A 23468-nucleotide genomic window follows, 5' to 3' on the forward strand; every position below is an offset into this window, starting at 1 on the left:
ATGGCGCTCTCGGTCTCCACAGGTCGGGATGTCGACCTACGCGTACAACCGGTTGACGAGGTTCTTGATCGCGTCGAGCGGTCTCTGCAAGTGGGCTTGCTCCCGGACACGCTGGTGCGCAAGCGCCGATCCGTGGGGGCCAGAACAGACCGCGACACCTGGGTGCGGATCGAGCGACGCCTGCTCGACAAGATCTCCGACCAGGGTTGGAACGGGACGGAAAGTGCCGCCCGCCTGAAGGGCATCGCCCAGCCCGAATGGCACGGATGTGTCGTCTGGCGGGCCACGGGCGGGCCGGTGATGTGGCGAGCCGACGAAACCGAGCTCCTGCCAGGGGCCCCTATCGGCAACGCCATCTTGAGTGAAGCGCCGGAGCTGCCGGACGACTGGTGGGAGGCGTTGGACGCGTCGTTGGACGCGCTGGCGAAACAGAGCACGAGGCGGGTTGCCACACCGGACACCGACACCATCACCCAGGCCCTCGTCACCGAGTCCATCCGCAGTGTTTTCTCCGGCGGTTTCGATACGGCCATCGAGCAGTGGGCACCGGCGCACGCGGATCTGAACTGGGCCAACGTGACCGCTCCGGCGTTCAGTCTCTTCGACTGGGAGGACTGGGGTAACGCGCCGCTGGGGCTGGACTCGGCCTCGCTGTGGGCGAGTTCCCTTGCCGTCCCGGCTCTGGCCAATCGGGTATGGCACGAGCGCCGGTCCGACTTCGAGAGCCGGGACGGCAGTTGATGACGTTGTTCGCCTGCTCGAAAATCCTCGGGCCGTACGCGCACCCGGAAGACCCCCGGCTAGAACCCGCCCGGCGCATGGCCGAACAGGTCATCAAGGAGCTTCAGACAGGCTGATCACGCGAGCGGTCCCAAAGGAGGGTTCGGCGATGATCCGCGATCCGTTGCGCAGGGTATGAGCCCGACCGGTTCACCCTCAGCAACCGAAGGGAACGTACAGTGACCAGTTCAACTCCGTGGCAGCAACGCCTGTCCACCGGTACGGAAGACATCCAGGACGAGGTGATCGGCTGGTATCAGCAGACTCGGCATGGGAAGGCGTATGTCCCCAACATGATTTGGGGCACGCTCCAGACCGAGGCGTACGCGACCGAGATTCTGGGCCGCGTCGTCGACTTCCTCGGAGTTCCGGACGACGTACCAGCCGGCGTGGCCAAGCGCATGGGGCGGCAGCAGGTGCTGTACGACGGCGAGCACCGCCATGACGTGGTCCTCGGGGAACAGGCCCTGTACACGAACGTCGGGGGCAGTCGGGTCATGTGCGAGCAGTTGGAGCGGCTCCTCCGGGACATGGACCTGCCCTCGCTCGGTCTTGGAATCCTTCCTGCCGTCGCCGAGTTCGGCATCGTCCCCATGCCCGGGTTCAACATGAGTGAGGACCGCGTCCGCTACGAGCTCGTCTCCAGCGGTGTGGACATCACCGACGCCGGTGAACTGGCCCTCCACCACAAGGCGTTCGATGCCCTCAGCGGTGCGGCGAGCTACGGAGACTCGGCAAGAGGCCTGATCAGCAAGGCCCTTGCCTTCTGGAGCAACGCCTGACCGCGCCCCGTTACGCACTATTTGCACAAAGGATCTTCACTGGTCCCGACCTGAGTGCATATCATACGGAGATCAACAGGCCCGGCCAAGGCGAGACTTGGTCGGGCCTCTCGGGTTCCTGTGGGGGTTTCATGCGTATACGTGTTGCGGCCAGTGTTGTCTCTGGTGCTGTCGTTCTGTCCGCGCTCGCTCTTCCCGTTGCCGCTCAGGCTGCGGAGCGCAAGGGGGGCGCGGCGGGGCTAAGTTCCTTCGTCTCGGCTGCCGTTCAGCCCAGAGACTCCCTGGGTAACACCAAGTTCTCGCATGCCGTCGTCAACGGCGGTAAGGACATCGTCCTCGGTACCAGCGGCACCAAGGCCGTCACCGTCACGTACACCGCGACCGACCAGAACGGCGTTGCCCTCACCGAGGCCTTTCTGTGGCAGGGGACGGACAGTTCGACCACGGACGGGATCACCGGTGGGCTGGGGACGGACGACGACCCCAACTGCACGGAGACGGCTACCCAGGGGACGTACACCTGCAAGGCCGTCTTCAATATCCACCCCGCGACCGACATGAAGGACAACGGCGTGGCCGGGACCTGGAAGCTGTTCCTGGGGGCCTGGGATCTGTACGCGAACGCCAGTTACAACGACGACGTCGCCACCGTCGCCATCAAGAAAGCCTCCACGCTGACCGCCGACGCCGCGCCCGAGCCGGTCAAGAAGGGCAAGACCATCACGGTCACGGGCAAGCTCGCCCGGGCGAACTGGGCGACCGGCAAGTACGCGGGGTATGCGTCCCAGCCCGCGAAGCTGCAGTTCCGTAAGAAGGGCAGCAGCGCCTACACCACCCTCAAGACGGTCAAGACCAACAGCACCGGCGTTCTGAAGGCCACCGCCAAGGCCACAGTCGACGGGTATTACCGGTACGTCTTCGCCGGCACCTCCACCACCGGCGCGGCGACCGCGCCCGGCGACTTCGTCGACGTCCGGTAAACAGTTCGGCTCATCCGAGTAAGAGATCTACGTGAACCGGCGGGAGGGCCTCCCGTCGGTCCCGATCGCGTGTGTAGCGTCCTCCCTTGTGTTGATCGGTGATCACTCAACTACCGTTCTACGCGCGGAGATTCACCCCAGCTCACCGTAGTCGGCCACATTCGCAGCGCCCGCAGCACCCGCACCCACCGTTCAGTTCATTCCAGCCCCCACTCATGGAATCCCCCCACTTCACGGAGGTTCACCGGATGCCCAGTCTTGGCAAGTTCACGTCACGTCGTAGGCTCACCACCGCTCTCAGCGTCCTCGGTCTGCTCGCCGCCGGTGCCGTCGCCCAGGCCGCCACCGTCACGCCCGCCGCCGCGGCCACCACGCACCGCGTGCTGTTCGACGACGGGCATGCCGAGGAGGCCGGTAACGCCGACTGGATCATCTCCACGAGCAAGCCCGATCCGCTCGCTCAGGACTCCTCTCCCTCCTCCGACAAGGACTGGACGGGAGCGCTGTCGTCGTGGGGCATCGCGTTGCAGAAGACCGGTGACTACAGCCTCAAGACCGCTACCAGCGCGCTGACTTACGGGGGGTCGTCGGCGAACGATCTCTCGAACTTCGACACGCTCGTGCTGCCCGAGCCGAACATCAAGTTCACGACCGCCGAGAAGACCGCCATCATGAACTTCGTGAAGGCCGGTGGCGGGCTGTTCATGATCTCCGACCACACCGGGTCCGACCGCAACAACGACGGCTACGACGCGGTCCAGATCCTCAACGACCTGATGACCAACAACAGCGTTGATTCCACTGACCCGTTCGGGTTCTCCATCGACTCGCTGAACATCAGTTCCGGGTATCCGGCCGCCATCAGTGACAGCAGCAACCCGGTGCTGCACGGCTCCTTCGGTACCGTCACCAAGAGCCTGATCGCCAACGGTACGACCGCCACGATCAAGCCCGCCGACAACTCCGCCGCCAAGGGGCTGCTGTACCGCAGCGGTTACTCCGGCAACACCGGCGCCTTCTTCGCGACCAGCACCTTCGGGAGCGGCAAGGTGGCCTTCTGGGGCGACAGTTCGCCGGTCGACGACGGCACCGGGCAGTCCGGCAACACGCTCTACGACGGCTGGAACGACACCGGCGCCACCAATGCCGCCCTCGCCCTCAACGCCACGGAATGGCTCTCCTCGTAGGCCAACCGGCCCGTAGGCCAACCGGCCCGTAAGTCAACCGCCCGTAGCCAACCGGCCACTTCAACTCCCGATGTCGGACCTCACCGCCGCCTTGACGAGGTCCGCCGCGTCGGCCGGCCTGATCGTTCCGGCCGCTACCGCAGCCGCCGTACGGGTCGCCCACTGCCTCACGAACTCCGCGTGCGTGGGGTACAGGGCGGCAAGTCTGGCGCTGGTCAGGGGAGTTGTCGTGCCGAAGAGGAAGCAGAACTGCGCCGAGCCGGTCTGGCCGAGGCCCGAGAGGGCGGCGACGGGTGCGTCCACTGCGGGGGTTCGGACTCCGCCTATGGCGTTGCCGTTGGCGTCCAGAACGAACGCGGGTGTGCCGTCGGTGCCTGTGGTCACCTGGAGTCGAGGGGTCTTGGCCGGTGGGATGCCGGTCAAGACCCAGCCGCGCAGGGCGTGTTGGGCGCCGTCCATGACGTAGTGCGCCTGGCCGGTGTTGATCGGGGCGGCGCAGGAGAAGCTGGGGGTGCCGGTCGGCGGGTCGAGCATGGTCCCCAACTCCCGTTGGGTGACGGTTCCGTCACCGTTGTCCGCGGCGCCGACGTTGGCGACGTAGTCGTCCGCGTGCGCGGTGCCGGCCACCTCCCAGAACCGCAGGCGTGCGGTGTCCGGTTGACGGGCCGTCACATATCCCAGGAGCATCACGTCGGTCTCGGTCTCCACCGTGAGCACCGGGACGTCCGTGTCGGTGCGGAACTGGACGGCCGCGGGAGTGGGTACGTCGGCCTGGGGTGCCTGCGAGAGGGCCGCGGCGAATCCGGCCCTGCTGTGGACGAGGAATCCGTCGTACGCGTGCGCCAGGGGCTGGACCGCGTCGATGTACGTGGTGAGGCGGAACGCCGACTGGGACTCGCCCTCGGCCAGCACCGCGCGCGGGCGGAGGCCGCCGAGGATCGTGGCCGCGGAGTCCCGTACGGCCTGTCCGGCCTGGGAGAAGATGTCGTAGGAGTAGCTGTCCCCGGGGTGGGACAGGGACGCGTAGCGGACCGGGTCGGCGGCCTTGGTGGCGGTCACGCCGGCCGCCTGGGCGGAGACGCCGATCCAGGCGTAGCCCTCGCGGATCAGTTCGTTGTGGGTGTAGATCCACTCGGGGGCCACGTCCAGGCCGGCGGAGACGTTGAGCCACTCCACCACGACCGTCCCGTTGAAACGGGCCGGATTCAATGGCCTGTCCATGACAATCCTGGTGGTGTACGGCGCGGTGCTCGCGGGCGTCACGCTCCAGCGGCCGTCCGAGCCCAGCGGCGCGGCCGACGTGTAGGACGTGGCCGTGCCGGAGAGGAAGAACTCCGACTGTGTGTATCCCACGCTCGCGAGGTCGAAGGTCGTGCCTTGCAGTACTACGGCGCCGTTGCCGCCCGTTACCGGGCCGGTGACCGTCGCCGTACCAACTGCCTTCTCGGCCTGGGCAGTTGGCGCAGAGAGCCCTAAGAATCCCAGGAACAGGCACGCGCTTGCCACGACAGCCAGCACCGAATGTCGGCGACTTCGGGCGGGCCGCCCTTGTCTCGGGTCGTTCATGGGTGATGCCTCCTCGGAATTGTTCTCTCTACGGCTCGGGAAGCCCCGCCCGTAGTCGTGCGAGCGCGTCGGCCGTCAGCTCGGCGAGGTCCGACTCGCCTTCGCTCTCAAGCCACATGAAGACCGCCAGGCGTAGGGCGTTCGCCGCTACGACACCCGTCAGGCGCGGGTACAGATCGCGGCTCGCGTCCGTTCCGGTGCGCTCGGCGATGACCTCGGTGAGCAGCTCGCCGAGCCGTTCGAAGATCGCCAGTTGCGAGCCCAGCAGGGACCTGCTCGCGCTCACCATCCTTACCTTGACGGCCAGTTGCTCCAACTGCTCCGGCGGCAGGAACGCCGAGAACGTCAGCGCGTGTCGCAGCGACTCCCACAGCGGTTCGCCGGGCGGGCGGGCGCGCAGGCCGTCGGCGATGTGTCCCATGCCGTCGACCAGTTCGGCGACGATCGCCTCCTCCTTGCCGGAGAAGTAGTTGCGGAAGGTGCGCGGCGACACGTCCGCGGCCTCGGCTATCGCGTCGGCGGTTACGTTCTCCACCCCGCGTTCCAGCGCCAGTCGCATCGCCGCGCTCGCCAACGCGGCGCGCGTCCGCGCCTTCTTGCGCTCCCGTAGACCCGTCAGACCTGTATCCCCTGTCTCCTCTGTCTCCGTCGCCACGCCTCGGACCGTACTCCGACTTGCCGGAAGGGAAAAGATGCCGGGACGGCAAACTTTTCCCTATCCGGCGGGCTCGGTCGCCGTCTCCAACTCCGGTAGCCCGCACTCGCGTTGGCGGACGGCCCGCGTCCAGCCGAAGGCCGTCGTCGCCGCGACCGCCGCCACCGCCGCCACCGCGAGGACCGTCAGCATCCCCGTCGTGTGCGATCCCGCGCTGTCCGCCGCCCTCGCCACCGGGTTGGGCAGGCCGAGGCGGTCCGCCAGCCAGCCGATCGCCGCCGTCGCCGTGATCAGGGCTCCCGTCACGCGTAGTACGGGCTGTATCCGGAGGCGGGCCAGTACCAGTAGCGACGGCAACGCCAGGCAGACCAGCAGGAGTTGGACCAGTTCGATGCCCAGGTTGAAGGCGAGGAGGCTGCTTGCCAACTGGCCTGTGGACAGGTGCATTTCGGCGAGGACGAAGGAGAACGCCATGCCGTGGCCGAGGCCGAAGACGCCGGCCACGAGGGCTTCCCTGCCGGGGAAGAGCGGGCGGATCGCGTGGACCGCGCCCACGAGGATGCTCGCCGCGATGAACGCCTCGACCGGCCGGCCGGGGATCTGGAGGCGGGTCAGGGCGGCGGCGGCCAGCGCGACCGAGTGGCCGACGGTGAACGCGAGGGTGATGCGGGCTATGCGCGTGAGTGCCGTACGGGGGCCTGCCAGGCCGCCGTTCCAGCGTCCGCCCGCCGCCAACAGCGGTGCGGGCAGCAGCAGGATGAGCAGGAACAGGAGGTGGTCGGTGCCGGTGAGGATGTGGTTGGCGCCGAGTCGGAGCATGGCCACGAAGCCTCGCCACGCGCTGCCCTTGCCGAGGTCGACCGTCAGCGGCGGGACCTTCATGTGGCGGACGTCGAGGCGGATGGTTCCCACCTGGGTGGCGCCGTCGCCGGTGACCCGGCCGGCCGCCCAGTCCTGACGTACCGTCACGAGTGTGATGTGGGTGACCACTTGGTGCACGATCACGTCGTAGTCGAAGGTGAAGTGGCGTACATCGGCGCCGGGGGGCGGGGTGAGTACCGCCTTGGCGACCAGTTCGCGGTACGGGCCGGTGGAGGTCTGTTCGGTGTGGCTGAGGCTCAGGGCGCCGATGGTGACCTGCCATGCCTGGCCCTTGAGGGTGGTCGGGTGGATGTGGGCGGCGAGGTAGCTGCGGATCGTCCTGGCCTTGGCGGGGAGGGCCGTCGACTTGACTGTGGTGAGGTCGATGCCGCTTGCCATCGCGAAGTCGCCCACCGGCAGGGCCAGTTGGGCGGTGACGGAGTCCTTGTACACGTCGAGCTGGACCACCGAGTGCGGCATCGGGTGCGCGGCGGCCGGCGACGCTCCGAGGAGGAGCGCCGCCGGTACCGCGATCGCGATCCCGGCCACCAGGCGAAGTAGCGCTGTGGTCAGCCAAGTTCGCGGTCGGGTCATGAGAAGGTGAACTCGCTGCCGTAGTCGCGGGTGTGGTCGCGGTACACGGTGTGGTAGTGGATCTGGTCCCGGTACACGACACCGTTCTGGCAGACGAACTCGACCCAGACGCCGGGGCCGTCGATGCGCACGTAGTCGCCCTGGGTGTCGAGGGCGGTGGTGCCGGAGTAGGCGACGTAGGTCTGGTTCAGCTCGTGCTCGTACGTCTTCATGAGTTTCTTCGCGGTGGCGTCGTCCACGTTGGCGATCCAGGGGTGGATGGCCTTGAGGACCAGCTGCTTCTGCTTCGGGGAGAGCGTGCTGACCTTGATGCCCTCCTTCGTCTCCGGGAACTGGCCGTCCTGGCCCGGGCCGAGGAGTACGTCGCTGAAGGACGCGGAGAGTTTGGCGGTGGCCAGTTGCTCCGTGCTCAGGCTGCCGGTGAGGGCGAGCAGGCCGTCGCGCATGGTCGCGAGCGGTGAGTACGTGGTGCCGTCGTCGTCGGTCCAGGTGGTGGGCTCGACGCCGACGAAGAACGGGCTGGCGCCCGCGACCTTGCCCTTCTTGTAGGTGAGGTTGAGGGCCAAGTGGTGGCCGCCGAAGTGGAGTTGCCACGTGCCGGTGGCGGAGGGGGTGCCGAGGAAGGCGAGGAAGTAGACGCCGCTGCCGTAGCCGCCCGTTCCGCCGCCTCCGGTGCCGCCGGAGGGCGGGGTGCCGGTCGGGACGTCGGTCGGCGCGTCGGTGGCCGTCGAGGTGGGGGTCGCCGTCGCGGACGGGTCCGCCGAGGCCGTGCTCGACGCGGTGTCCGACGGTGCCGGGCCCGCGGAGCTGGTGCTCTGGGCCGAGTTGAGCACGTCGTCGGCCTTGATGATCTGCGTGATCTGGTCGTACCCGGTGTTCTTGCCGGTGCCCGTGGCGAGCTTCAACACCTTCATGGCGGCGGCGAGTTGAGTGTCCGTCAGGGAGCCGAGCTGGATGCCGGGGCGGCAGGACGAGCCGCACGGGAGGTTCGACCACGCGGTGGCGTTGGCCTGCGTGAGGTCGAGCAGGGTGGCGGCCTGCTGGTCGGCGTCCAGGGTGTTCAGGAACTCGTTGGCCGCGCTGACCACGGCCGCGGTGCCGGTGGCCTTCTTGTCGACGGGACGCTTGACGCCCGCCGCCGATTTACCGGTTGCGGTGTCCGTCGAGGCATTCGCCACGGCGAAACCGCCGCCGACCAGCACAATTGCGGTAACGGCTCCTGCTATGCCGCGCCAGGTCCGTCTGGTGCGTACCAGGCGGGTTCTGTCTCTGCTCACGAACGACTCCTTCGATTCCAGTAATTCCGGGGATTCCGCTCGTCAGCGGAGCGCCGACCGGCCGTTCGCGCGATTGTTGACAACAATATCGACGCTCTTACCGAAATCTCAATGGATCGCCACGTGGATAAAATAAGTTTCAGGTTCCATAGGAAAGCGGCGTGAATTCAGAGAATTCACTTATACATTTGACAGGCTGCGCTTATCGCGCGAATAAGATTTCCTGCTACCGGGGGTGCGGCGCGGAAGTGTGACACTCAGGTGCTGAAGTGTCACACTTTTGCGGAGAGGGTCCCCTCCGTCGAGTCCTCCTCGCACGGGCGGAAGCGGCGGCCCACCGACGACGCCACCAGTACGCCCGCGCCGATCACCAGCGTCGCGAACGCCCACTGTTGGGGCCATTCGGTCTCGTCGGGCCAGTTGGTGTAGCTCCGCGGGTGGGTGACGTACATCAGGCCGGCCGGGGGCACCGCCACCAGCAGGACCGGCCAGGCCGGTTCGTCGCGGCGGCCGAGGTAGCCCGCCAGGAGCAGGAGGAGGACCGCGAGGACCAGCGCGCCCGGGACGGACGCCCCCGTCCAGGCGACGCAGACGAAGTACGCGGCCGACGCGAGGGCGGCGCCGAGGGTGCGGGTCAGCCAGCGTTCCGGCCAGGGGCGCGTCCGCAGGGGGCTCAGCAGCTTCTCGGTCATACGTACGAGGGTTCCCCGGTGCGGCGGGCGCGCAACAGAGTACGCGTACTCAGATCCGGCGATGTCGGGGAGGTCCTCCGGCTTCTACACCCCCACCAGCCGCGACACCGTGTAGATCAGCAGCCCCGCCAATGAACCCACCACCGTGCCGTTGATCCGGATGAACTGTAGGTCGCGGCCGATGTTCGCCTCGATCTTGCGGGTGGTGTGTTCCGCGTCCCAGCCCGCCACCGTGTCCGTGATCAGGGAGGTGATCTCCTTGCGGTAGGTGGTGACGACGTACACCGCCGCGCCCTCCAGCCAGCCGTCGACCTTTGCCTGGAGCTTCGGTTCGACCGCCATCCGCGCGCCGAGCGACAGCAGGGACGCCCGCACCCGCAGCCGTAGCTCACTGCGTTCGTCCTCGGCGGCCGACACGATCATCGAGCGTACGGACGTCCAGGCGCTGGCGATCAGGTCCTGGACCTCGCCGCGGCCGAGCACCTCGCCCTTGAGGCGTTCCACACGTGCGCGGGTGTCCGTGTCGGACTGGAGGTCGGCGGCGAAGTCGCCGAGGAAGCGGTCCAGGGCGCCGCGGGCCGGGTGGGAGGGCATGTCGCGCATCTCTGTGACGAAGCGGAGCAGCTCCTTGTAGACGCGCTCGCCGATCCGCTTGTCGACGAATCTCGGGGTCCAGCCGGGCGCGCCGCCCTCGACGGCGTCCATGACCTGCTCGTCGTGCAGGACGAGCCAGTCGTGCGCGCGGGCGACGATCAGGTCGACGACCCGCTTGTGCCCGCCGTCGGCGACGATCTTCTCCAGCGTCTTGCCGATGCCGGGCGCGATCTCCTGGGCGTCGGCGCGGCGGGTGATCGCCTCGCCGACCACCGCCTGGACGTCGGAGTCCCGGAGCACCGTGAGGGCTCCGCGGAGGGCCGCCGACAGTTCCGCCGTCACCCGGTCGGCGTGATCCGGTACGGCCAGCCAGGCGCCGAGCCGACTGCCGATGCCGACGGCGCGCAGCCGCTGTCGTACGACCTCCTCGGAGAGGAAGTTCTCGCCGACGAACTCGCCCAGGGAGACGCCCAGTTGGTCCTTCTTGGTGGGGATGATCGCGGTGTGCGGGATGGGCAGGCCGAGCGGGCGGCGGAACAGGGCGGTGACCGCGAACCAGTCGGCCATCGCGCCGACCATGCCGGCCTCGGCCGCCGCGGCGACATAGCCCGCCCAGGGGCCCGCGCCCGAGTTCGACGCCCACTTGGCGAGGACGTACACGACGGCCACGAAGAGCAGCAGGGCCAGCGCCGTCAGCTTCATCCGGCGTACGCCGCGCTGCTTCTCCTCGTCGGCCGCGCTGAACGTGGTCATCGTGCGGCGGGAGGACGACCCGTCGCCCTCAGCGCCCACTTCCGTACGTTCCATCCGCTCCACCCGTTCGCCGGTACCGTGCATATTGTCCCTTCCTGACCGACTCCTGGGACGGAACAGGAGTTCCCGGCGTCACCCGAAAGTGCAGAATGGCAGGGCCCTGCCACTCAGCCGAGGAGACCGCACCGCGTGACCAAGCGTCGTACCGGGGGCGTGGGGGTGTCCCCCACAAAGCAGCGTGCCCTGCTGTCCGCGATCATCACCCTGATCGTGGCCGTTTCCGCCTGCATCTACGTCGGTGTCTCCGCCGATGACGGAACCCGCGACGACGGGACGGACTCCGCCGGGGCCCACTCCGCCGCCCCCGCCTCGACCGGCACCTGGGTCGGCGCCTGGTCCGCCGCCCCGGTGGGCGGCGAGCCCGGCACCGGGCCCGCGGGCATGGCGGGCCGCTCGGTGCGCAACGTCGTCCACACGAGCGCCGCCGGGACGAGCGCCCGGATCACCCTCTCCAACCTCTACGGCCGCTCCCCGCTCACCGTCACCCACGCCTCGATCGCCCTCGCGGCCGACCACAACAGTTCCGCCGCGGCCCCCGGCACCATGCGCCGGCTGACCTTCGGCGGCGCCACCTCCGTCACCGTCCCGGCCGGGCAGCAGGCCCTGAGCGACGCCGTCCGCCTCCAAGTCCCGCAGGGCGCCGACGTGTTGGTCACCACCTACGCCCCCGCCGGTTCCGGCCCGGTCACCTTCCACCCGTACGCCCGGCAGACCTCGTACCTGGCCGACGGCGACCGGGTCGAGAACCCGAGCGGCGCGCCGTACACCCAACGGACCTCGGTGTGGCGCTACTTGACCGCGCTGGACGTGCTGAGTCGCGACGCGAACGGCACGGTCGTCGCGTTCGGCGACTCGATAACCGACGGGTCCACCTCGACCGTGAGCGCCAACCGCCGCTGGCCGGACGCCTTTTCGCGGCGGCTGCGCGCGGCCGTGGCGGACGGACAGAAGGACGTACCGCGCTACAGCGTCGTCAACGAGGGCATCAGCGGCAACCAGATACTCGCCAGCGCGGGCGGCCGCCCCGCCGAGAACCAGAACGGCCTGACCCGCTTCGCCCGTGACGTGCTCGGCCGCCCGAACGTCAGGGTCGTCATCGTCGACCTCGGCGTCAACGACACCCTGCGCGACGCCGACGCCGACCGGATCCTGGCCGGTCTGCGCACCCTGGTCCGCGAGGCGCACGCCCACGGCATCAAGGTCGTCGGCGCGACCCTGATGCCCTTCGGCGGCCACCTCCGCTACTCGGCGGCCCGGGACGCCGTACGGCAGAAGGTCAACGCGGAGATCAGGAGCGGCAAGGTCTACGACGCCGTCGTCGACTTCGACAAGGCGCTGCGCGACCCGTACGACCCGCGCAGGTTCGCCCCCGAGTACGACTGCGGCGACCACCTCCACCCCAGCGACCGGGGCTACCGCAAGATGGCCGAGACCATCGACCTGGCCGACCTCAAGGGCGCGGTCCCCGCCCGGTTGTGAACCGGCGGATCAGCCCCCGTCAGTCCCCATCAGTCCCCGTCAGTCCCCGTCAGTCCCAGTCGCGCCCCGTCAGTCCCAGTCGCGGTGCCTGCGCTCCCGCCGCTCCCGGTGCCGCTCGCGGCGCTCCTCGTGCCGTTCGCGCCGTTCCTCGTGCCGGCGGCGCATCGAGTCGCGGTACTCCTCCATGGCCTCGCGGTGGGCGTCGTCCAGGCCGGAGAGGGCGTCGCGGTGGGAGCCGTAGAGCTCCTTCGTCGAGGAGCCGCCCTCCAGTTTCTGGCGGCGCCGCTCCTCCTTGAGCCGCTGGCGCTCGGCCCGGGGGAGTTTGCGTTCCACGCCGACCCCGCCCCAGAAGGCGAAGCCCTTGATGATCACGCGCGGGGCGCCGGGGTCGCCCGGCACGCCCTCCTGGCTGTGGTCGAAGGCGCCCATGACGCCGATGCCGCGCACGACGACCTCGACGCCCGGCGGCACGATCACCTGCGCGCCGCCCATGATCGCGATGCAGTTGATCTCGACCTCGCGGTCCGCGAAGTTCGCCTCGCGCAGGTCGATCTCGCCGCCGCCCCAGAAGGCGAAGGCGGTGAACCGCTTGGGGACCGTCCAGCGTCCCTTGCGCTGGAACCCGGACATGATGGCCACGGCGCCGGTCGAGGACCCCTCGCCGCCGACGATCCGCGCCGCCCAACTCCCGCTCTCCACCGGCTCCTTGACCATGTTCACCGGCGGCGGGGTGACCCCGGGGGCCGGCAGGTCGCGGGTGATGGGGGTCAGTTCGGCGTAGGTCCGCGCCTTGTACGTCGCCTCAAGACGCTCCTCGAACTCCTCCATGTCGAGCCGGCCCTCGGCGACGGCGTCGCGCAGGACCTCGGCGACTCGCTCACGGTCGGCGTCGGATGCGCGAAGCTCCGGGACTGCGTCGTCAGTCATAGCCAGCAGCCTACGAGACCGCTCGACGGAGGGCTACGAGGGGCTACAAGGGCCTACGACGGACTACGACACCGCCTTCTCCGCCTTCTCCGCCTGTTCGGCGTACATCTTCGCGATGACGGCCTCGATGTCCGGTTCCCGCACCGACAGGTCCACCATCGGGTACTCCGCCGCGATCCGCGCCACCAGCGGAGCCGCCGACGCCGACGCCGGGAAGGTGAGCCACTGCCGCGGGCCCTCCACCTTCACCGTCCGCGCGTCCGGCACCTCGATCGGCGGCAACTCCCGCTCCAGGTCCACCACCAGGGTCCGCTCGCTCTCCCCCGCCTCGTGCAGCCCGGTGAGCGGACCGTCGTACATCAGCCGGCCGTGGTCGATGACCATCACGCGCGAGCACAACTGCTCGATGTCCTGGAGGTCATGGGTGGTGAGCAGCACCGTGGTGCCCCGCTCGGAGTTCAACTCCCGAAGAAACTCCCGCACTTTGGCCTTGGAGATGACGTCCAGGCCGATGGTCGGCTCGTCGAGGTAGAGCACCTCGGGGTCGTGCAGCAGGGCCGCCGCGATGTCCCCGCGCATCCGCTGGCCGAGCGAGAGCTGACGTACGGGGACGTCCAACAGGGCGCCGAGTTCGAGGAGTTCGACACAGCGGGCGAGGTTCTCGGCGTAACGGGCGTCCGGGATGCGGTACATGCGGTGCATCAGCTTGTACGAGTCGATCAGCGGGAGGTCCCACCACAGGGTCGTACGCTGCCCGAACACCACGCCGATGCGGTGCGCGAGCCGGGTGCGCTCGCGGGACGGGTCGATGCCGGCCACCCGCAGCCGGCCCCCGGACGGGGTGAGGATGCCGGTCAGCATCTTGATGGTGGTCGACTTCCCGGCGCCGTTCGGCCCGATGTAGCCGACCATCTCACCGCGCGCCACGGCGAAGGAGATCGAGTCGACGGCCCGCACCTGCCGCCGCTCCCGTTTCATGAACCCGGTCTTCCTGCGCACGTCGAAGACCTTCTCGACCCGGTCCAGTTCGATGAACGCCTGCTCCGTCACCCTCACTCAACTCCCTGTGCTTCGGTACGACTTGAGCCCAGCCCGCCAGGCCAGCCCGGCCAGCGCGCAGCAGCCGAGCGCCACCAGCGGAGAGGCGAACTCCGCGCCCGGCGGCAGATCCAGCGGGTACGGCCGCCCCAACACATAGGAGGCGGGCACCCAGTTGACGAAGGCGAGCGGCAGCATGAAGGTCACACTCCGCACGAAGTCCTTGCCGAACACCACCGGCGGATACGACAGCAGGGTGGTGCCGCCGTACGTGAACGCGTTCTGCACCTCGGCCGCGTCCTGCGCCACGATCTGGAAGGCCGCGCCCGCCACGAACAGCGCCCCGAAGATCGCCACCCCGCAGACCAGCATCACCGGCACCAACAGCAGCTTCCCGACAGTCCAGTCGACGTCGACGGCGATCAGCGCGTAGCCGAGAACCAGGGCGCCCTGGGTGATCCGGCCCAGTCGGCGCAGCGCGAAATGGTCCGCGCCGATCTGCGCCAGCACCGGCACGGGACGCACCAGCAGCGTGTCGAAGGAGCCGTCGCGGATGCGGGTGCCCAGCACGTCCATCGAGCCGAGCACCAGGTCGGAGACCCCGAACGCGGTCGCCGACAGGCCGTACAGGAAGGCGACTTCGGGCAGCGACCAGCCGCCCAGCGAGTCGACCCGCGAGAACATCAGCAGGATCGTGGCGAAGTCCAGACCGGTCACCAGCAGGTTGCCGACGACCGTGATGGCGAAGGAGGCGCGGTAGGTCATGCTCGACCGGACCCACATCCCGGCGATCAGCCGGTAGGCGCGCAGCCCTTCGCGCCAGCGGGGCAACTCCCCCACGTCATCGCGCGGTTGAACGACCTCAGCCTCAGCCACCCTGCACCACCACCCTTCGCGTAGCCGCCGACTGCAACAGCCGCCCCGCCACGAGCAGCGCCACCGCCCAGGTCGCCTGGAAGGCGTACGCGTGGAGCGGATCGGTCTTCCCCATCAGGACGTCCGCCGGCATCTGGAGCTGCGCCGCCCACGGCAGGGCCCGTACGACATCGCCGAGCACGCCCGGGAAGGCGTTCAACGGGAGCACCATGCCCGAGCAGAAGATCCCCAGGATCATCATGGCCTGGTTGACGCCCATGGCGTCCAGCAGCCAGAACGTGCTGAGCGCGGCCAGATAGCGGATGCCGAAACTGACGAGCACCGCCAGGAGCAGCGCCACCAGCAGCGCCGCCCAGGAGCCGACGTCCGTGGGCAGCGCCATCTTGAAGAACAGTGCGCCGAAGATGAACGGGATCACCCCACGCCCCAGCATCTGGAACATGGCCCGCCCGAAGTCGCTTGCCAGCCACCACAGTTGGAGGTCGGCCGGACGGTACAGGTCGACGGCGATGTCACCCGTACGGATGCGGTCCATCAGGTCCTTCTCGAACCCGCCGCCCTGGATCGCCAGCGTCGCGTACAGACATTGCCCGAGCCACACATAGGTCACCGCCTGCGCCTGGTCGTAGCCCCCGAGATGCGGGCGCTCGTCCCACAGCGCGAGATACGTGTAGACGAGGACCACGCCGAAGACGGTGTTGGTGAACACCCCGGCGAACGTCGCCGCCCGATAGGTCGCGTACCGCCTGAAACTCCCCGCCGCGACGGCCGCGTACAACCGACCGGCACCCACCAGAAACCCACCCTCCACGACCTCTTGACACCGAAGCGCAGGAGCCTAGTGCGCAGGTGGTGACGCACGCCACGCATTTTTCGGGCAACTGCGTGCCGATGGTCGGGAACGGAACGCATGGTGCGAGAGTCTTCGTCTGGGGGCGCAGAAGCGCACAAGGCCGTACAGGAACATACGCGACCGTATGGGAACATGCGGGGCCGTACTGGACTGTACGACGCGAAACAGGAGTCCGTGCACGACATGAGCGACCAGCCGCAGCCGCAACAGCCCGAGCAGGGCTGGGCACCGAGAGAGCCGGAAGCGGCTGCCGCACCCGAGGCCCCCGGAGGCAAGAAGCCGAAGCGGCCCAAGCGCACCGGGTGGCGCCGGATCATCCCGACCTGGCGGATGACGCTCGGCGGAGTCGTCGTGCTGGTGGCGCTGCTGATCGGCGCGTTCTACCTCGGCTACTCGCTGGTCAAGATCCCGCCCGCCAACGCGCTCGCCACCAAGCAGTCCAACGTGTACCTCTACGCGGACGGCACCCAACTCGCCCGCGACGGCGAGGTCAACCGCGAGAACGTCGGACTCGACCAGGTCTCCGCCAACGCCCAGCACGCCGTACTGGCCGCCGAGGACAGGGACTTCTTCTCCGAGTCCGCCGTCGACCCCAAGGCGATGGTCCGCGCCGCCTGGAACACCGCCACCGGCAAGGGCACCCAGTCCGGCTCCACGATCACCCAGCAGTACGTCAAGAACTACTACCTGGGCCAGGAACAGACCGTCACCCGAAAGGTGAAGGAGTTCTTCATCTCGATCAAGCTGGACCGCGAGGAGTCCAAGTCCCAGATCCTGGAGGGCTACCTCAACACCAGCTACTTCGGCCGCAACGCCTACGGCATCCAGGCCGCCGCCCAGGCCTACTACGGCAAGGACGCCGTCGACCTCGACGCGGGCCGCGGCGCCTATCTCGCCGCGCTGCTGAACGCGCCGAGCGAGTACGACGTCGTGGCGCATCCGGAGAACAAGGCCGCGGCGGTGGCCCGTTGGAACTACGTCCTCGACGGCATGGTCAAGAAGGGCTGGCTCACCGAGTCCGCGCGCACCGGCATGAAGTTCCCCATGCCGAAGGAGGCCACGGCCTCAACGAGCATGTCCGGGCAGCGGGGTTACATCGTCACCGCGATCAAGGACTACCTCGCCACCAACAAGATCATCGACGCGGACACCCTCGAAGCCGGCGGCTACCGCATCACCACCACGCTCCAGAAGAGCAAGCAGGACGCCTTCGTGAAGGCCGTCAACGACCAACTCATGTCCAAGCTCGACAAGAAGGGCCGCAAGGTCGACAACTACGTGCGCGCGGGCGGCGCTTCGGTCGACCCCAAGACGGGCAACATCGTCGCGATGTACGGCGGCATCGACTACGTCAAGCAGTACACGAACGGCGCGACCCGCGGCGACTTCCAAGTGGGCTCCACCTTCAAGCCGTTCGTCCTCGCCTCCGCGATCCAGAACGGCTCGCAGACCCAGGACGGCCAGACCATCACCCCCAACACCTACTACGACGGCACCGACAAGCGCCCCGTGGAAGGCTGGAGCGGCGGCTCGTACGCCCCCGAGAACGAGGACGGCGTCTCCTACGGCGACATCACCGTCCGTACGGCCACCGACAAGTCCGTCAACTCGGTGTACGCGCAGATGGCGGTCGACGTAGGCCCCGCCAAGATCAAGCAGACCGCGATCGACCTCGGCATCCCCGCCGACACCCCCGACCTCACCGCCACCCCGTCCATCGCGCTCGGCCCCTCCACCGCGAGCGTCCTCGACATGGCGGAGGCCTACGCCACCCTCGCCAACCACGGTCAGCGGCACACGTACACGATGATCTCGAAGATCACCAAGGACGGCACCGACCAGGTCAAGCTGCCCGCGCGGAAGACCACCCGCGCGGTGAGCCGCGAGTCCGCCGACACCACGACCAACGTCCTGGAGAGCGTCGTCGACAACGGCACGGCGACCGCGGCCCAGGCCGCCGACCGCCCGTCCGCCGGCAAGACCGGCACGGCGGAGAAGGACACGGCGGCCTGGTTCGCGGGCTACACCCCCGACCTCGCCACCGTCGTCTCCGTCATGGGCCAGAACCCGACCACCGCCGCGCACGAGCCGCTCTACGGCGTGATGGGCCTCGCCCGCGTCAACGGCGGCGGGGCGCCCGCCGAGATCTGGGCCCAGTTCACCAAGGCGGCCCTGAAGGGCACCGAGGCGAGCGACTTCGACCTCCAGCTCCAGGACGGCGCCGAGACGGTCGCGCCCCCGAGCATCCAGCCCTCCCAGCCGTCCACGACCGACGGCCAGGACATCGGCGGCACGACCACCACCGGCGGCCCGACCGACCAGGGCCAGACCCAGGGCGGCACCACCGACGGCGGCACGACCACCGGCGGGACCACCGGAGACACGACCACCACGGACGGCGGCACCACGACGACCGGCGGCACGACAGGAACCACGACGGACGGCTCCACGACCACCACCGGCGGCACGACAGGCACCACCACGGACGGCACGACGACGACCGGCGGCACGACGGGGACGACGACGGACGGCACCACGGGCGGCACGACGACCGGAGGGACCACGGCGGGGCCGCAGAGCACGGCACGCAAGAAGGAGTAGTAGCAGTACGCCTCAGTGACCGGAGGTCGCCTTCAGCCCCACGACGGCGACCAGCAGCAGACACACGAAGAAGATCCGGGCGGCGGTGGCGGGCTCCCCCAGCACCACCATGCCGAGCACCGCCGCCCCCGCCGCCCCGATCCCCACCCACACGCCGTACGCGGTACCGATGGGCAGCGACTTCGCGGCATACGACAGCAGCAGCATGCTGGCGACGATCCCGGCGCCGGTGAGCACGCTGGGGACGAGCCGGGTGAACCCCTCCGTGTACTTCATCCCGATCGACCAGCCGACTTCGAGCAGACCGGCGACGACAAGCAGAACCCAGGCCATGACAGGCACCTCCGAGACACACACGCGACTGACGGCAGTGCGTCGTCTTTGCGTGTCTCCCGGTACGGCGCGTCTCGTCGGGTTCCTTCCAAACGTAGCAAAGGAACGGCAAAGGGGCTGGTGACGATGGTCACCAGCCCCTTCGAGGCTTCTGGAGGCTTCGTACTACAGGTACAGCCCGGTCGAGTCCTCGGACCCCTCGAACCGGTCCGCAGCGACCGCGTGCAGGTCGCGCTCGCGCATGAGGACGTAGGCGATCCCGCGCACCTCGACCTCGGCGCGGTCCTCCGGGTCGTAGAGGACGCGGTCGCCGGGCTCTACGGTCCGTACGTTCTGGCCCACCGCGACGACATCGGCCCAGGCCAGCCGCCGCCCGACCGCGGCCGTCGCCGGAATCAGGATCCCGCCGCCCGAACGCCGCTCGCCCTCGCTCTTGTCCTGCCGCACGAGCACACGGTCGTGCAGCATCCGGATGGGCAGCTTGTCGTGCTGGGTGCTCTGCTCGTCTCTCTTGGCGCTCACACCCACGAACCTACCTGCCTCCGACCCGTCGGTACGCCGCCGGGTGCCCCGCGAAATCAGCCGCCACTCAGCCCTTACGACCCTTGCCGCGCCGGGACCCGAGGACGAACAGGCCCACGACCCCGACAGCGACGAGAGCGACCGGGACGATCCGCTCCACCCTCGGCGCACCCTCGTCGTCCACGAACTGACCCTTGACGTCACTCACGACCCGGTTGACGCCGACGTACGCCCTGCCGAGGGTGTGATCGATGCTGGACGCGACCTTGGCCTTCGCGTCGCCGACGATGGTCTTCGGGTGCACCCGCACCCCGATCTCGTCGAGCGTGTCGGCCAGGACATCGCGGCGACGCTGGATGTCCGCCTCGATCTGCGCCGGGGTTCTGGTGTCCGGCATGTCCGGCTTGTTCGACGTGTCCGCCACCGTACGGCCTCCGAAGTCTGCTGGTACTTGTGCCGGACAGTCTGTCAGCTCTCGCGCGGAGTGCACTGTCAGCACCCCCGGTTACGCTAGCGCGATGAGTGAACGACTCCAGCCCGGGGACGTTGCCCCCGCCTTCACGCTTCCCGACGCCGACGGCAACGAGGTGTCCCTCGCCGACCACAAGGGCCGCAAGGTCATCGTCTATTTCTACCCGGCGGCCCTGACGCCCGGCTGCACCAAGCAGGCCTGCGACTTCACGGACAACCTGGAGCTGCTGACCGGCGCCGGGTACGACGTCATCGGCATCTCCCCCGACCAGCCGGAGAAGCTCGCCAAGTTCCGCGACAAGGAGAACCTCAAGATCACCCTCCTCGCGGACCCCGACAAGCAGGTCCTCGACGCCTACGCGGCCTTCGGCGAGAAGAAGAACTACGGCAAGACCTACATGGGCGTGATCCGCTCCACGATCGTCGTGGACGAGTCCGGCAAGGTCGAGCACGCCCTGTACAACGTCCGCGCGACGGGCCACGTGGCGAAGATCATCAAGGACCTGGGGATCTAGGCCTCCAGTGCCTTTCGACAGCTGAACGAGATCCACACATCGGGAGACAGGTCGGGCCGCTCGGGCACCGACCTGCGCTCCTCGCCATGCCTGGTCAGTGGCTCAACTGCCCGTCCCTGATGGCCGAAACGAAGGAAGTCCACCCGCCAGCAGGGAACACGAGCAGCGGCCCGTGGGGAACCTTGCTGTCCCGTACCGGAACGACGGCAGCGAAGCCATCAGAGACCTCGACGCACTCGCCTCCGTCCTGGTTGCTGTAGCTGCTTTTACGCCAAGCTGCGGCACTCAGGTCAATGGGTCGCACGATGCTTCCTCCGGGGTGAGTGCCTGGTCAGTCGCTCAACTGCCCATTCCTGATGGCCGAAACGAAGGAAGTCCACCCACCGGCAGGGAACACAAGCAGCCGCCCATGAGGAACCTTGCTGTCCCGTACCGGAACGACAGTGGCGAAGTCGTCAGAGACCTCGACACACGCCCCACCGTCCTGGTTGCTGTAGCTGCTCTTGCGCCAAGAGACGACACTCAGGTCGATGGATCGCACGATGCTTCCTCCGGGGTGAGTGCCTGGTCAGTCGCTCAACTGCCCATTCCTGATGGCCGAAACGAAGGAAGTCCACCCACCGGCAGGGAACACAAGCAGCCGCCCATGAGGAACCTTGCTGTCCCGTACCGGAACGACAGTGGCGAAGTCGTCAGAGACCTCAAGGCAAGCGCCACCGTCCGAGTTGCTGTATGAGCTCTTGCGCCAGTTCACGACGCTCAAGTCGATGGATCGCATGGCATTTCCTCCAACATGCGCAGGACGAACTTCCGCGACTCGGCCGGGGACAACGCCAGGTCACGAACTACATCGTAAGCACCTTGCAGTTTCTCGACCGCCGCACTGTCCTCGATCAGGTCGCCGCGGTACGCGTTCTCCGTGTATGCCACCGTACGTCCCTGTGCCAGGCGCAGGAACCACACGTCAGTGCTATCAAGCCCGTAAGGACCCGCGCTGAAGGGCAACACATGGACGACGATGTTCGGGCGTTTCGACATCTCAGTCAGGTGCTCCAACTGCCCACGCCACTCAGGGGTGTTCAGCAACGCCGTGCGCAGGACCGCCTCAGAAAGAACGGTCCGGAACCGGGGCGCATCCACCCCCTCCAACAACTCCCGCCTCCCCATCCGCGCCTCGACCTGCTGCTCAAGCTCCTTTCCCTCAAGCCCGCCCACCGTCAGCATCTCCCGCGCGTACCCCGGCGTCTGCAACAACCCCGGCAGCACGCTCACCGCGAAGTGCCACAGGCTCACCGCCTCCGCCTCCAGCGCCATGTACCGCCGGTACCGCTCGCGGAACTGCGTATGATCCCCGGCGGCCAGCTCCCACAACGCCAGCAGCAGCCCCGGCGTCCCATAGTGCGTGTCCAACGCCTGGACGACCTCCGGGCTGCCGAGCGTCTCGCCGTTCTCCATCTTGCCGAACAACGACGAGTCCCAGCCGAGCCGTTCACCGAGCGCCCGCAGGCTCAGCCCGCTCGCTTCCCGCAGTCTCCGCAACTCCTCGGCGAACCGCTGGCGGGGTTCCTGACTGCGGTCGGTGATGACGCGTCGTTGCGGCATACCGCTCCCTCCGGGACGTTCGCATCCGGGCGCAACGCCACAACGACCGGACTACACAGCGTAATTCACCCAGCACAGCCAGGTCATGGAATCAGCACAACCACACAGCCGACCGTCCTGACGAGGACCCAACGGGGAATGACGCGACAACCGTCGCGAAAATCTGCGACACCTGTGTCCCAACCGCCACGCGGTCACCAGCACCTGGTGCAGAGGAGGTCGACAACGCAGTTGCGGCGGCTTGTAAAGTGGTTCGCAGCACTGGCGCCCGTACGCCAAGGGCTGAGCGGCGATCTTTAGGTGGTCGTGTCTGTCGGTTCGAATCCGACCGGGCGCACAAGGAAAGGCCCCTCACCTTCGATTCGTAGGCGAGGGGCTCTTTCGTAGCGTCAGCCCAGCAACTCCCGCACCACCGGCACCAACCCCCGAAACGCCTTCCCCCGATGGCTGATCGCGTTCTTCTCCTCCGCCGTGAGTTCCGCGCAGGTCCGGGTGTCGCCGTCCGGCTGGAGGATCGGGTCGTAGCCGAAGCCGTTCGTGCCGGTCGGCGCAAACCTCAGGACGCCCCTCAGCTGGCCCTCGACCACGCGTTCCGTGCCGTCCGGCAGAGCCAGGGCCGCCGCGCAGGCGAAGTGGGCGCCCCGGTGTTCGTCTCCGATGTCTGACAACTGGGCCAACAACAGATCCAGGTTGGCCTTGTCGTCGCCGTGGCGGCCTGCCCAGCGGGCGGAGAAGATGCCCGGGGCGCCGTTCAACACGTCCACGCACAGGCCCGAGTCGTCCGCCACCGCCGGGAGGCCCGTTGCCTGGGCCAGGGCGTGGGCCTTCAGGAGCGCGTTCTCGGCGAAGGTGACGCCCGTTTCCTTGACGTCGGGGATGTCGGGGTAAGACTCGGCGCCGATCAGTTCGTGAGGCAGTCCCGCGTCGGCGAGGATCGACCTCAGTTCGGTGATTTTCCCGGCGTTGCGGGTGGCGAGGATCAGGCGTGTCATGGCGTCCAGTATCCCAACCCCCCACCCCCGTCTACGACGTGCAGACCTTCGTCAGTTCGCCCGCCGCGTCCGTCACCGGGCTGATGTCCGGCGTGTTGTCGCCGTTCTTGACCGCCGTACGGACGTTGTCGACGGCCTTTTCGAGGCTGTCCACCGCCTTGTTGACGTCCGTGTTGTCGGTCTTGTCGCCGATCTTGTCGAGGTCCTTCTCGATGGAGTTGAGGGACTGGTCGGTCTGGGTGGGGTCGTTGGCCGCGTTCTCCACGGCCTGTTGGAGGCCGGTGACGCTGTCGGCGATGGTGTCGGCGGTCTGGACGCAGTCGATGGCCTTGTCGACGGCGTCGCAGCCGGTCGCGAGTCCGGCGGTCAGGCCGATCACCGCGAGGGTGGCGGCTGTGGCGATACGGCGTCGGCGACTGCGTCGGCTTGCGGCGGCCATGGTCGGTTTCCTCCCCGTGGGGGGTGGGCTGCTGTGGCC

The 23468-nt window shown here is 68.2% G+C and carries 24 protein-coding genes, 1 tRNA gene, 2 pseudogenes and 1 riboswitch; of the genes and pseudogenes, 8 read left to right on the forward strand and 19 right to left on the reverse strand.

The genetic code is table 11. The features are described 5' to 3' along the window. The 4 genes and pseudogenes from ACWIHT_RS23880 to ACWIHT_RS23895 all read left to right on the forward strand — a co-directional run. Positions 1-857 (forward strand): annotated as a pseudogene (locus tag ACWIHT_RS23880) (hypothetical protein). A 102-nt stretch (positions 858-959) separates the two neighbouring features. Beyond that, positions 960-1562 (forward strand): DUF5753 domain-containing protein, encoded by a 603-nt coding sequence (locus tag ACWIHT_RS23885; RefSeq protein ID WP_456170238.1) that lies wholly within the window; start codon positions 960-962, stop codon positions 1560-1562. Between the two features lie 131 nt (positions 1563-1693). Then, entirely contained in the window at positions 1694-2542 is an 849-nt protein-coding gene (locus tag ACWIHT_RS23890) for a hypothetical protein (RefSeq protein ID WP_456170239.1), read from the forward strand. A 248-nt stretch (positions 2543-2790) separates the two neighbouring features. Next, a pseudogene (locus ACWIHT_RS23895) lies at positions 2791-3723 on the forward strand (hydrolase); the annotation flags it as partial. Positions 3724-3789: 66 nt separating this feature from the next. Here the strand turns inward: ACWIHT_RS23895 and ACWIHT_RS23900 are convergent. The 6 genes from ACWIHT_RS23900 to ACWIHT_RS23925 form a co-directional block, all read right to left on the reverse strand. Continuing rightward, positions 3790-5235, reverse strand: coding sequence for an alpha/beta hydrolase domain-containing protein (locus ACWIHT_RS23900; protein ID WP_456170240.1), 1446 nt, complete (start codon positions 5233-5235; stop codon positions 3790-3792). Between the two features lie 88 nt (positions 5236-5323). After that, a complete protein-coding gene (locus tag ACWIHT_RS23905) occupies positions 5324-5950 on the reverse strand; it encodes a TetR/AcrR family transcriptional regulator (protein WP_456170242.1) in 627 nt (208 codons plus the stop codon). Between the two features lie 60 nt (positions 5951-6010). Continuing rightward, positions 6011-7405 (reverse strand): HupE/UreJ family protein, encoded by a 1395-nt coding sequence (locus ACWIHT_RS23910; RefSeq protein WP_456170243.1) that lies wholly within the window; start codon positions 7403-7405, stop codon positions 6011-6013. After that, entirely contained in the window at positions 7402-8682 is a 1281-nt protein-coding gene (locus ACWIHT_RS23915; RefSeq protein ID WP_456170244.1) for a DUF3500 domain-containing protein, read from the reverse strand. Before ACWIHT_RS23915 ends, ACWIHT_RS23910 begins: the two co-directional genes overlap by 4 nt. A 272-nt stretch (positions 8683-8954) precedes the next feature. Further along, positions 8955-9374 carry a hypothetical protein gene (locus tag ACWIHT_RS23920; RefSeq protein ID WP_456170245.1) on the reverse strand — a complete coding sequence of 140 codons (420 nt, stop codon included), beginning with the start codon at positions 9372-9374 and terminating at the stop codon, positions 8955-8957. Between the two features lie 84 nt (positions 9375-9458). Further along, positions 9459-10805 carry a DUF445 domain-containing protein gene (locus ACWIHT_RS23925; RefSeq protein WP_456170246.1) on the reverse strand — a complete coding sequence of 449 codons (1347 nt, stop codon included), beginning with the start codon at positions 10803-10805 and terminating at the stop codon, positions 9459-9461. 105 nt (positions 10806-10910) lie between these two features. Between ACWIHT_RS23925 and ACWIHT_RS23930 the strand changes: the two genes are divergently transcribed. Continuing rightward, on the forward strand, positions 10911-12260 hold the full coding sequence (locus ACWIHT_RS23930) for an SGNH/GDSL hydrolase family protein (protein WP_456170247.1): 1350 nt from the start codon (positions 10911-10913) through the stop codon (positions 12258-12260). A 69-nt stretch (positions 12261-12329) separates the two neighbouring features. Here ACWIHT_RS23930 and ACWIHT_RS23935 read toward each other — a convergent pair whose 3' ends face one another. From ACWIHT_RS23935 to ACWIHT_RS23950, 4 genes are all read right to left on the reverse strand, one after another. Next, positions 12330-13187, reverse strand: a complete 858-nt coding sequence (locus ACWIHT_RS23935) for a DUF1707 SHOCT-like domain-containing protein (protein WP_456170248.1) — start codon at positions 13185-13187, stop codon at positions 12330-12332. 63 nt (positions 13188-13250) lie between these two features. Beyond that, positions 13251-14237, reverse strand: a complete 987-nt coding sequence (locus tag ACWIHT_RS23940; RefSeq protein WP_456170249.1) for an ABC transporter ATP-binding protein — start codon at positions 14235-14237, stop codon at positions 13251-13253. Positions 14238-14243: 6 nt separating this feature from the next. Continuing rightward, positions 14244-15008: an ABC transporter permease gene (locus ACWIHT_RS23945; RefSeq protein ID WP_456170384.1), complete on the reverse strand. Its 765-nt coding sequence runs from the start codon at positions 15006-15008 to the stop codon at positions 14244-14246. 85 nt (positions 15009-15093) lie between these two features. After that, the gene (locus ACWIHT_RS23950) at positions 15094-15894 is read right to left on the reverse strand and encodes an ABC transporter permease (RefSeq protein ID WP_456170251.1); all 801 of its coding nucleotides are present in this window, start codon (positions 15892-15894) and stop codon (positions 15094-15096) included. A 243-nt stretch (positions 15895-16137) separates the two neighbouring features. Here ACWIHT_RS23950 and ACWIHT_RS23955 point away from each other — a divergent pair, with 243 nt between their 5' ends. Further along, positions 16138-18555 (forward strand): transglycosylase domain-containing protein, encoded by a 2418-nt coding sequence (locus tag ACWIHT_RS23955; RefSeq protein WP_456170252.1) that lies wholly within the window; start codon positions 16138-16140, stop codon positions 18553-18555. Between the two features lie 12 nt (positions 18556-18567). Here ACWIHT_RS23955 and sugE read toward each other — a convergent pair whose 3' ends face one another. The 3 genes from sugE to ACWIHT_RS23970 all read right to left on the reverse strand — a co-directional run bounded on the left by sugE (position 18568) and on the right by ACWIHT_RS23970 (position 19807). Beyond that, positions 18568-18888, reverse strand: coding sequence for a quaternary ammonium compound efflux SMR transporter SugE (sugE, locus tag ACWIHT_RS23960; RefSeq protein ID WP_456170253.1), 321 nt, complete (start codon positions 18886-18888; stop codon positions 18568-18570). A gap of 36 nt (positions 18889-18924) precedes the next feature. Next, a riboswitch (guanidine-III (ykkC-III) riboswitch) is annotated at positions 18925-18992 on the reverse strand. Positions 18993-19053: 61 nt separating this feature from the next. Then, the gene (locus ACWIHT_RS23965; RefSeq protein WP_026178110.1) at positions 19054-19410 is read right to left on the reverse strand and encodes a GroES family chaperonin; all 357 of its coding nucleotides are present in this window, start codon (positions 19408-19410) and stop codon (positions 19054-19056) included. Positions 19411-19477: 67 nt separating this feature from the next. Further along, the gene (locus ACWIHT_RS23970) at positions 19478-19807 is read right to left on the reverse strand and encodes a DUF3618 domain-containing protein (RefSeq protein ID WP_456170254.1); all 330 of its coding nucleotides are present in this window, start codon (positions 19805-19807) and stop codon (positions 19478-19480) included. Positions 19808-19928: 121 nt separating this feature from the next. On the opposite strand from ACWIHT_RS23970, the gene bcp reads away from it, so the two are divergent. Then, complete coding sequence (bcp, locus tag ACWIHT_RS23975) at positions 19929-20396, forward strand: thioredoxin-dependent thiol peroxidase (protein ID WP_456170255.1); 468 nt, start codon at positions 19929-19931, stop codon at positions 20394-20396. A 94-nt stretch (positions 20397-20490) separates the two neighbouring features. Here bcp and ACWIHT_RS23980 read toward each other — a convergent pair whose 3' ends face one another. From ACWIHT_RS23980 to ACWIHT_RS23995, 4 genes are read right to left on the reverse strand one after another with little or no spacing between them, the layout of a single operon-like run. After that, the gene (locus ACWIHT_RS23980; protein ID WP_456170256.1) at positions 20491-20700 is read right to left on the reverse strand and encodes a DUF397 domain-containing protein; all 210 of its coding nucleotides are present in this window, start codon (positions 20698-20700) and stop codon (positions 20491-20493) included. A gap of 27 nt (positions 20701-20727) precedes the next feature. Next, complete coding sequence (locus tag ACWIHT_RS23985) at positions 20728-20937, reverse strand: DUF397 domain-containing protein (protein ID WP_456170257.1); 210 nt, start codon at positions 20935-20937, stop codon at positions 20728-20730. A gap of 27 nt (positions 20938-20964) precedes the next feature. Beyond that, positions 20965-21174 carry a DUF397 domain-containing protein gene (locus tag ACWIHT_RS23990; RefSeq protein ID WP_456170258.1) on the reverse strand — a complete coding sequence of 70 codons (210 nt, stop codon included), beginning with the start codon at positions 21172-21174 and terminating at the stop codon, positions 20965-20967. Beyond that, a complete protein-coding gene (locus ACWIHT_RS23995; protein WP_456170259.1) occupies positions 21156-21998 on the reverse strand; it encodes a helix-turn-helix domain-containing protein in 843 nt (280 codons plus the stop codon). Before ACWIHT_RS23995 ends, ACWIHT_RS23990 begins: the two co-directional genes overlap by 19 nt. 264 nt (positions 21999-22262) lie before the next feature. Here ACWIHT_RS23995 and ACWIHT_RS24000 point away from each other — a divergent pair. Continuing rightward, positions 22263-22335 (forward strand) — tRNA-Leu (locus ACWIHT_RS24000). A 52-nt stretch (positions 22336-22387) separates the two neighbouring features. On the opposite strand, the gene rdgB is transcribed toward ACWIHT_RS24000, so the two are convergent. After that, a complete protein-coding gene (rdgB, locus tag ACWIHT_RS24005) occupies positions 22388-22990 on the reverse strand; it encodes an RdgB/HAM1 family non-canonical purine NTP pyrophosphatase (protein WP_456170260.1) in 603 nt (200 codons plus the stop codon). Positions 22991-23021: 31 nt separating this feature from the next. Next, positions 23022-23429: a hypothetical protein gene (locus tag ACWIHT_RS24010; protein WP_456170261.1), complete on the reverse strand. Its 408-nt coding sequence runs from the start codon at positions 23427-23429 to the stop codon at positions 23022-23024. Between the last annotated feature and the right edge of the window lie 39 nt (positions 23430-23468).

The sequence above is a fragment of the Streptomyces sp. NPDC002276 genome (assembly GCF_053891435.1).

What these genes read in the sequence shown, in the direction of transcription:
- ACWIHT_RS23890 (WP_456170239.1), top strand. Translation starts at nt 1,694, where the DNA reads ATGCGTATACGTGTTGCGGCCAGTGTTGTCTCTGGTGCTGTCGTTCTG.
- ACWIHT_RS23910 (WP_456170243.1), bottom strand. Translation starts at nt 7,405, where the DNA reads ATGACCCGACCGCGAACTTGGCTGACCACAGCGCTACTTCGCCTGGTG.
- ACWIHT_RS23920 (WP_456170245.1), bottom strand. Translation starts at nt 9,374, where the DNA reads ATGACCGAGAAGCTGCTGAGCCCCCTGCGGACGCGCCCCTGGCCGGAA.
- ACWIHT_RS23925 (WP_456170246.1), bottom strand. Translation starts at nt 10,805, where the DNA reads ATGCACGGTACCGGCGAACGGGTGGAGCGGATGGAACGTACGGAAGTG.
- ACWIHT_RS23935 (WP_456170248.1), bottom strand. Translation starts at nt 13,187, where the DNA reads ATGACTGACGACGCAGTCCCGGAGCTTCGCGCATCCGACGCCGACCGT.
- ACWIHT_RS23945 (WP_456170384.1), bottom strand. Translation starts at nt 15,008, where the DNA reads ATGTGGGTCCGGTCGAGCATGACCTACCGCGCCTCCTTCGCCATCACG.
- ACWIHT_RS23955 (WP_456170252.1), top strand. Translation starts at nt 16,138, where the DNA reads ATGAGCGACCAGCCGCAGCCGCAACAGCCCGAGCAGGGCTGGGCACCG.
- sugE (WP_456170253.1), bottom strand. Translation starts at nt 18,888, where the DNA reads ATGGCCTGGGTTCTGCTTGTCGTCGCCGGTCTGCTCGAAGTCGGCTGG.
- ACWIHT_RS23970 (WP_456170254.1), bottom strand. Translation starts at nt 19,807, where the DNA reads ATGCCGGACACCAGAACCCCGGCGCAGATCGAGGCGGACATCCAGCGT.
- bcp (WP_456170255.1), top strand. Translation starts at nt 19,929, where the DNA reads ATGAGTGAACGACTCCAGCCCGGGGACGTTGCCCCCGCCTTCACGCTT.
- ACWIHT_RS23990 (WP_456170258.1), bottom strand. Translation starts at nt 21,174, where the DNA reads ATGCGATCCATCGACTTGAGCGTCGTGAACTGGCGCAAGAGCTCATAC.
- ACWIHT_RS23995 (WP_456170259.1), bottom strand. Translation starts at nt 21,998, where the DNA reads ATGCCGCAACGACGCGTCATCACCGACCGCAGTCAGGAACCCCGCCAG.
- rdgB (WP_456170260.1), bottom strand. Translation starts at nt 22,990, where the DNA reads ATGACACGCCTGATCCTCGCCACCCGCAACGCCGGGAAAATCACCGAA.
- ACWIHT_RS24010 (WP_456170261.1), bottom strand. Translation starts at nt 23,429, where the DNA reads ATGGCCGCCGCAAGCCGACGCAGTCGCCGACGCCGTATCGCCACAGCC.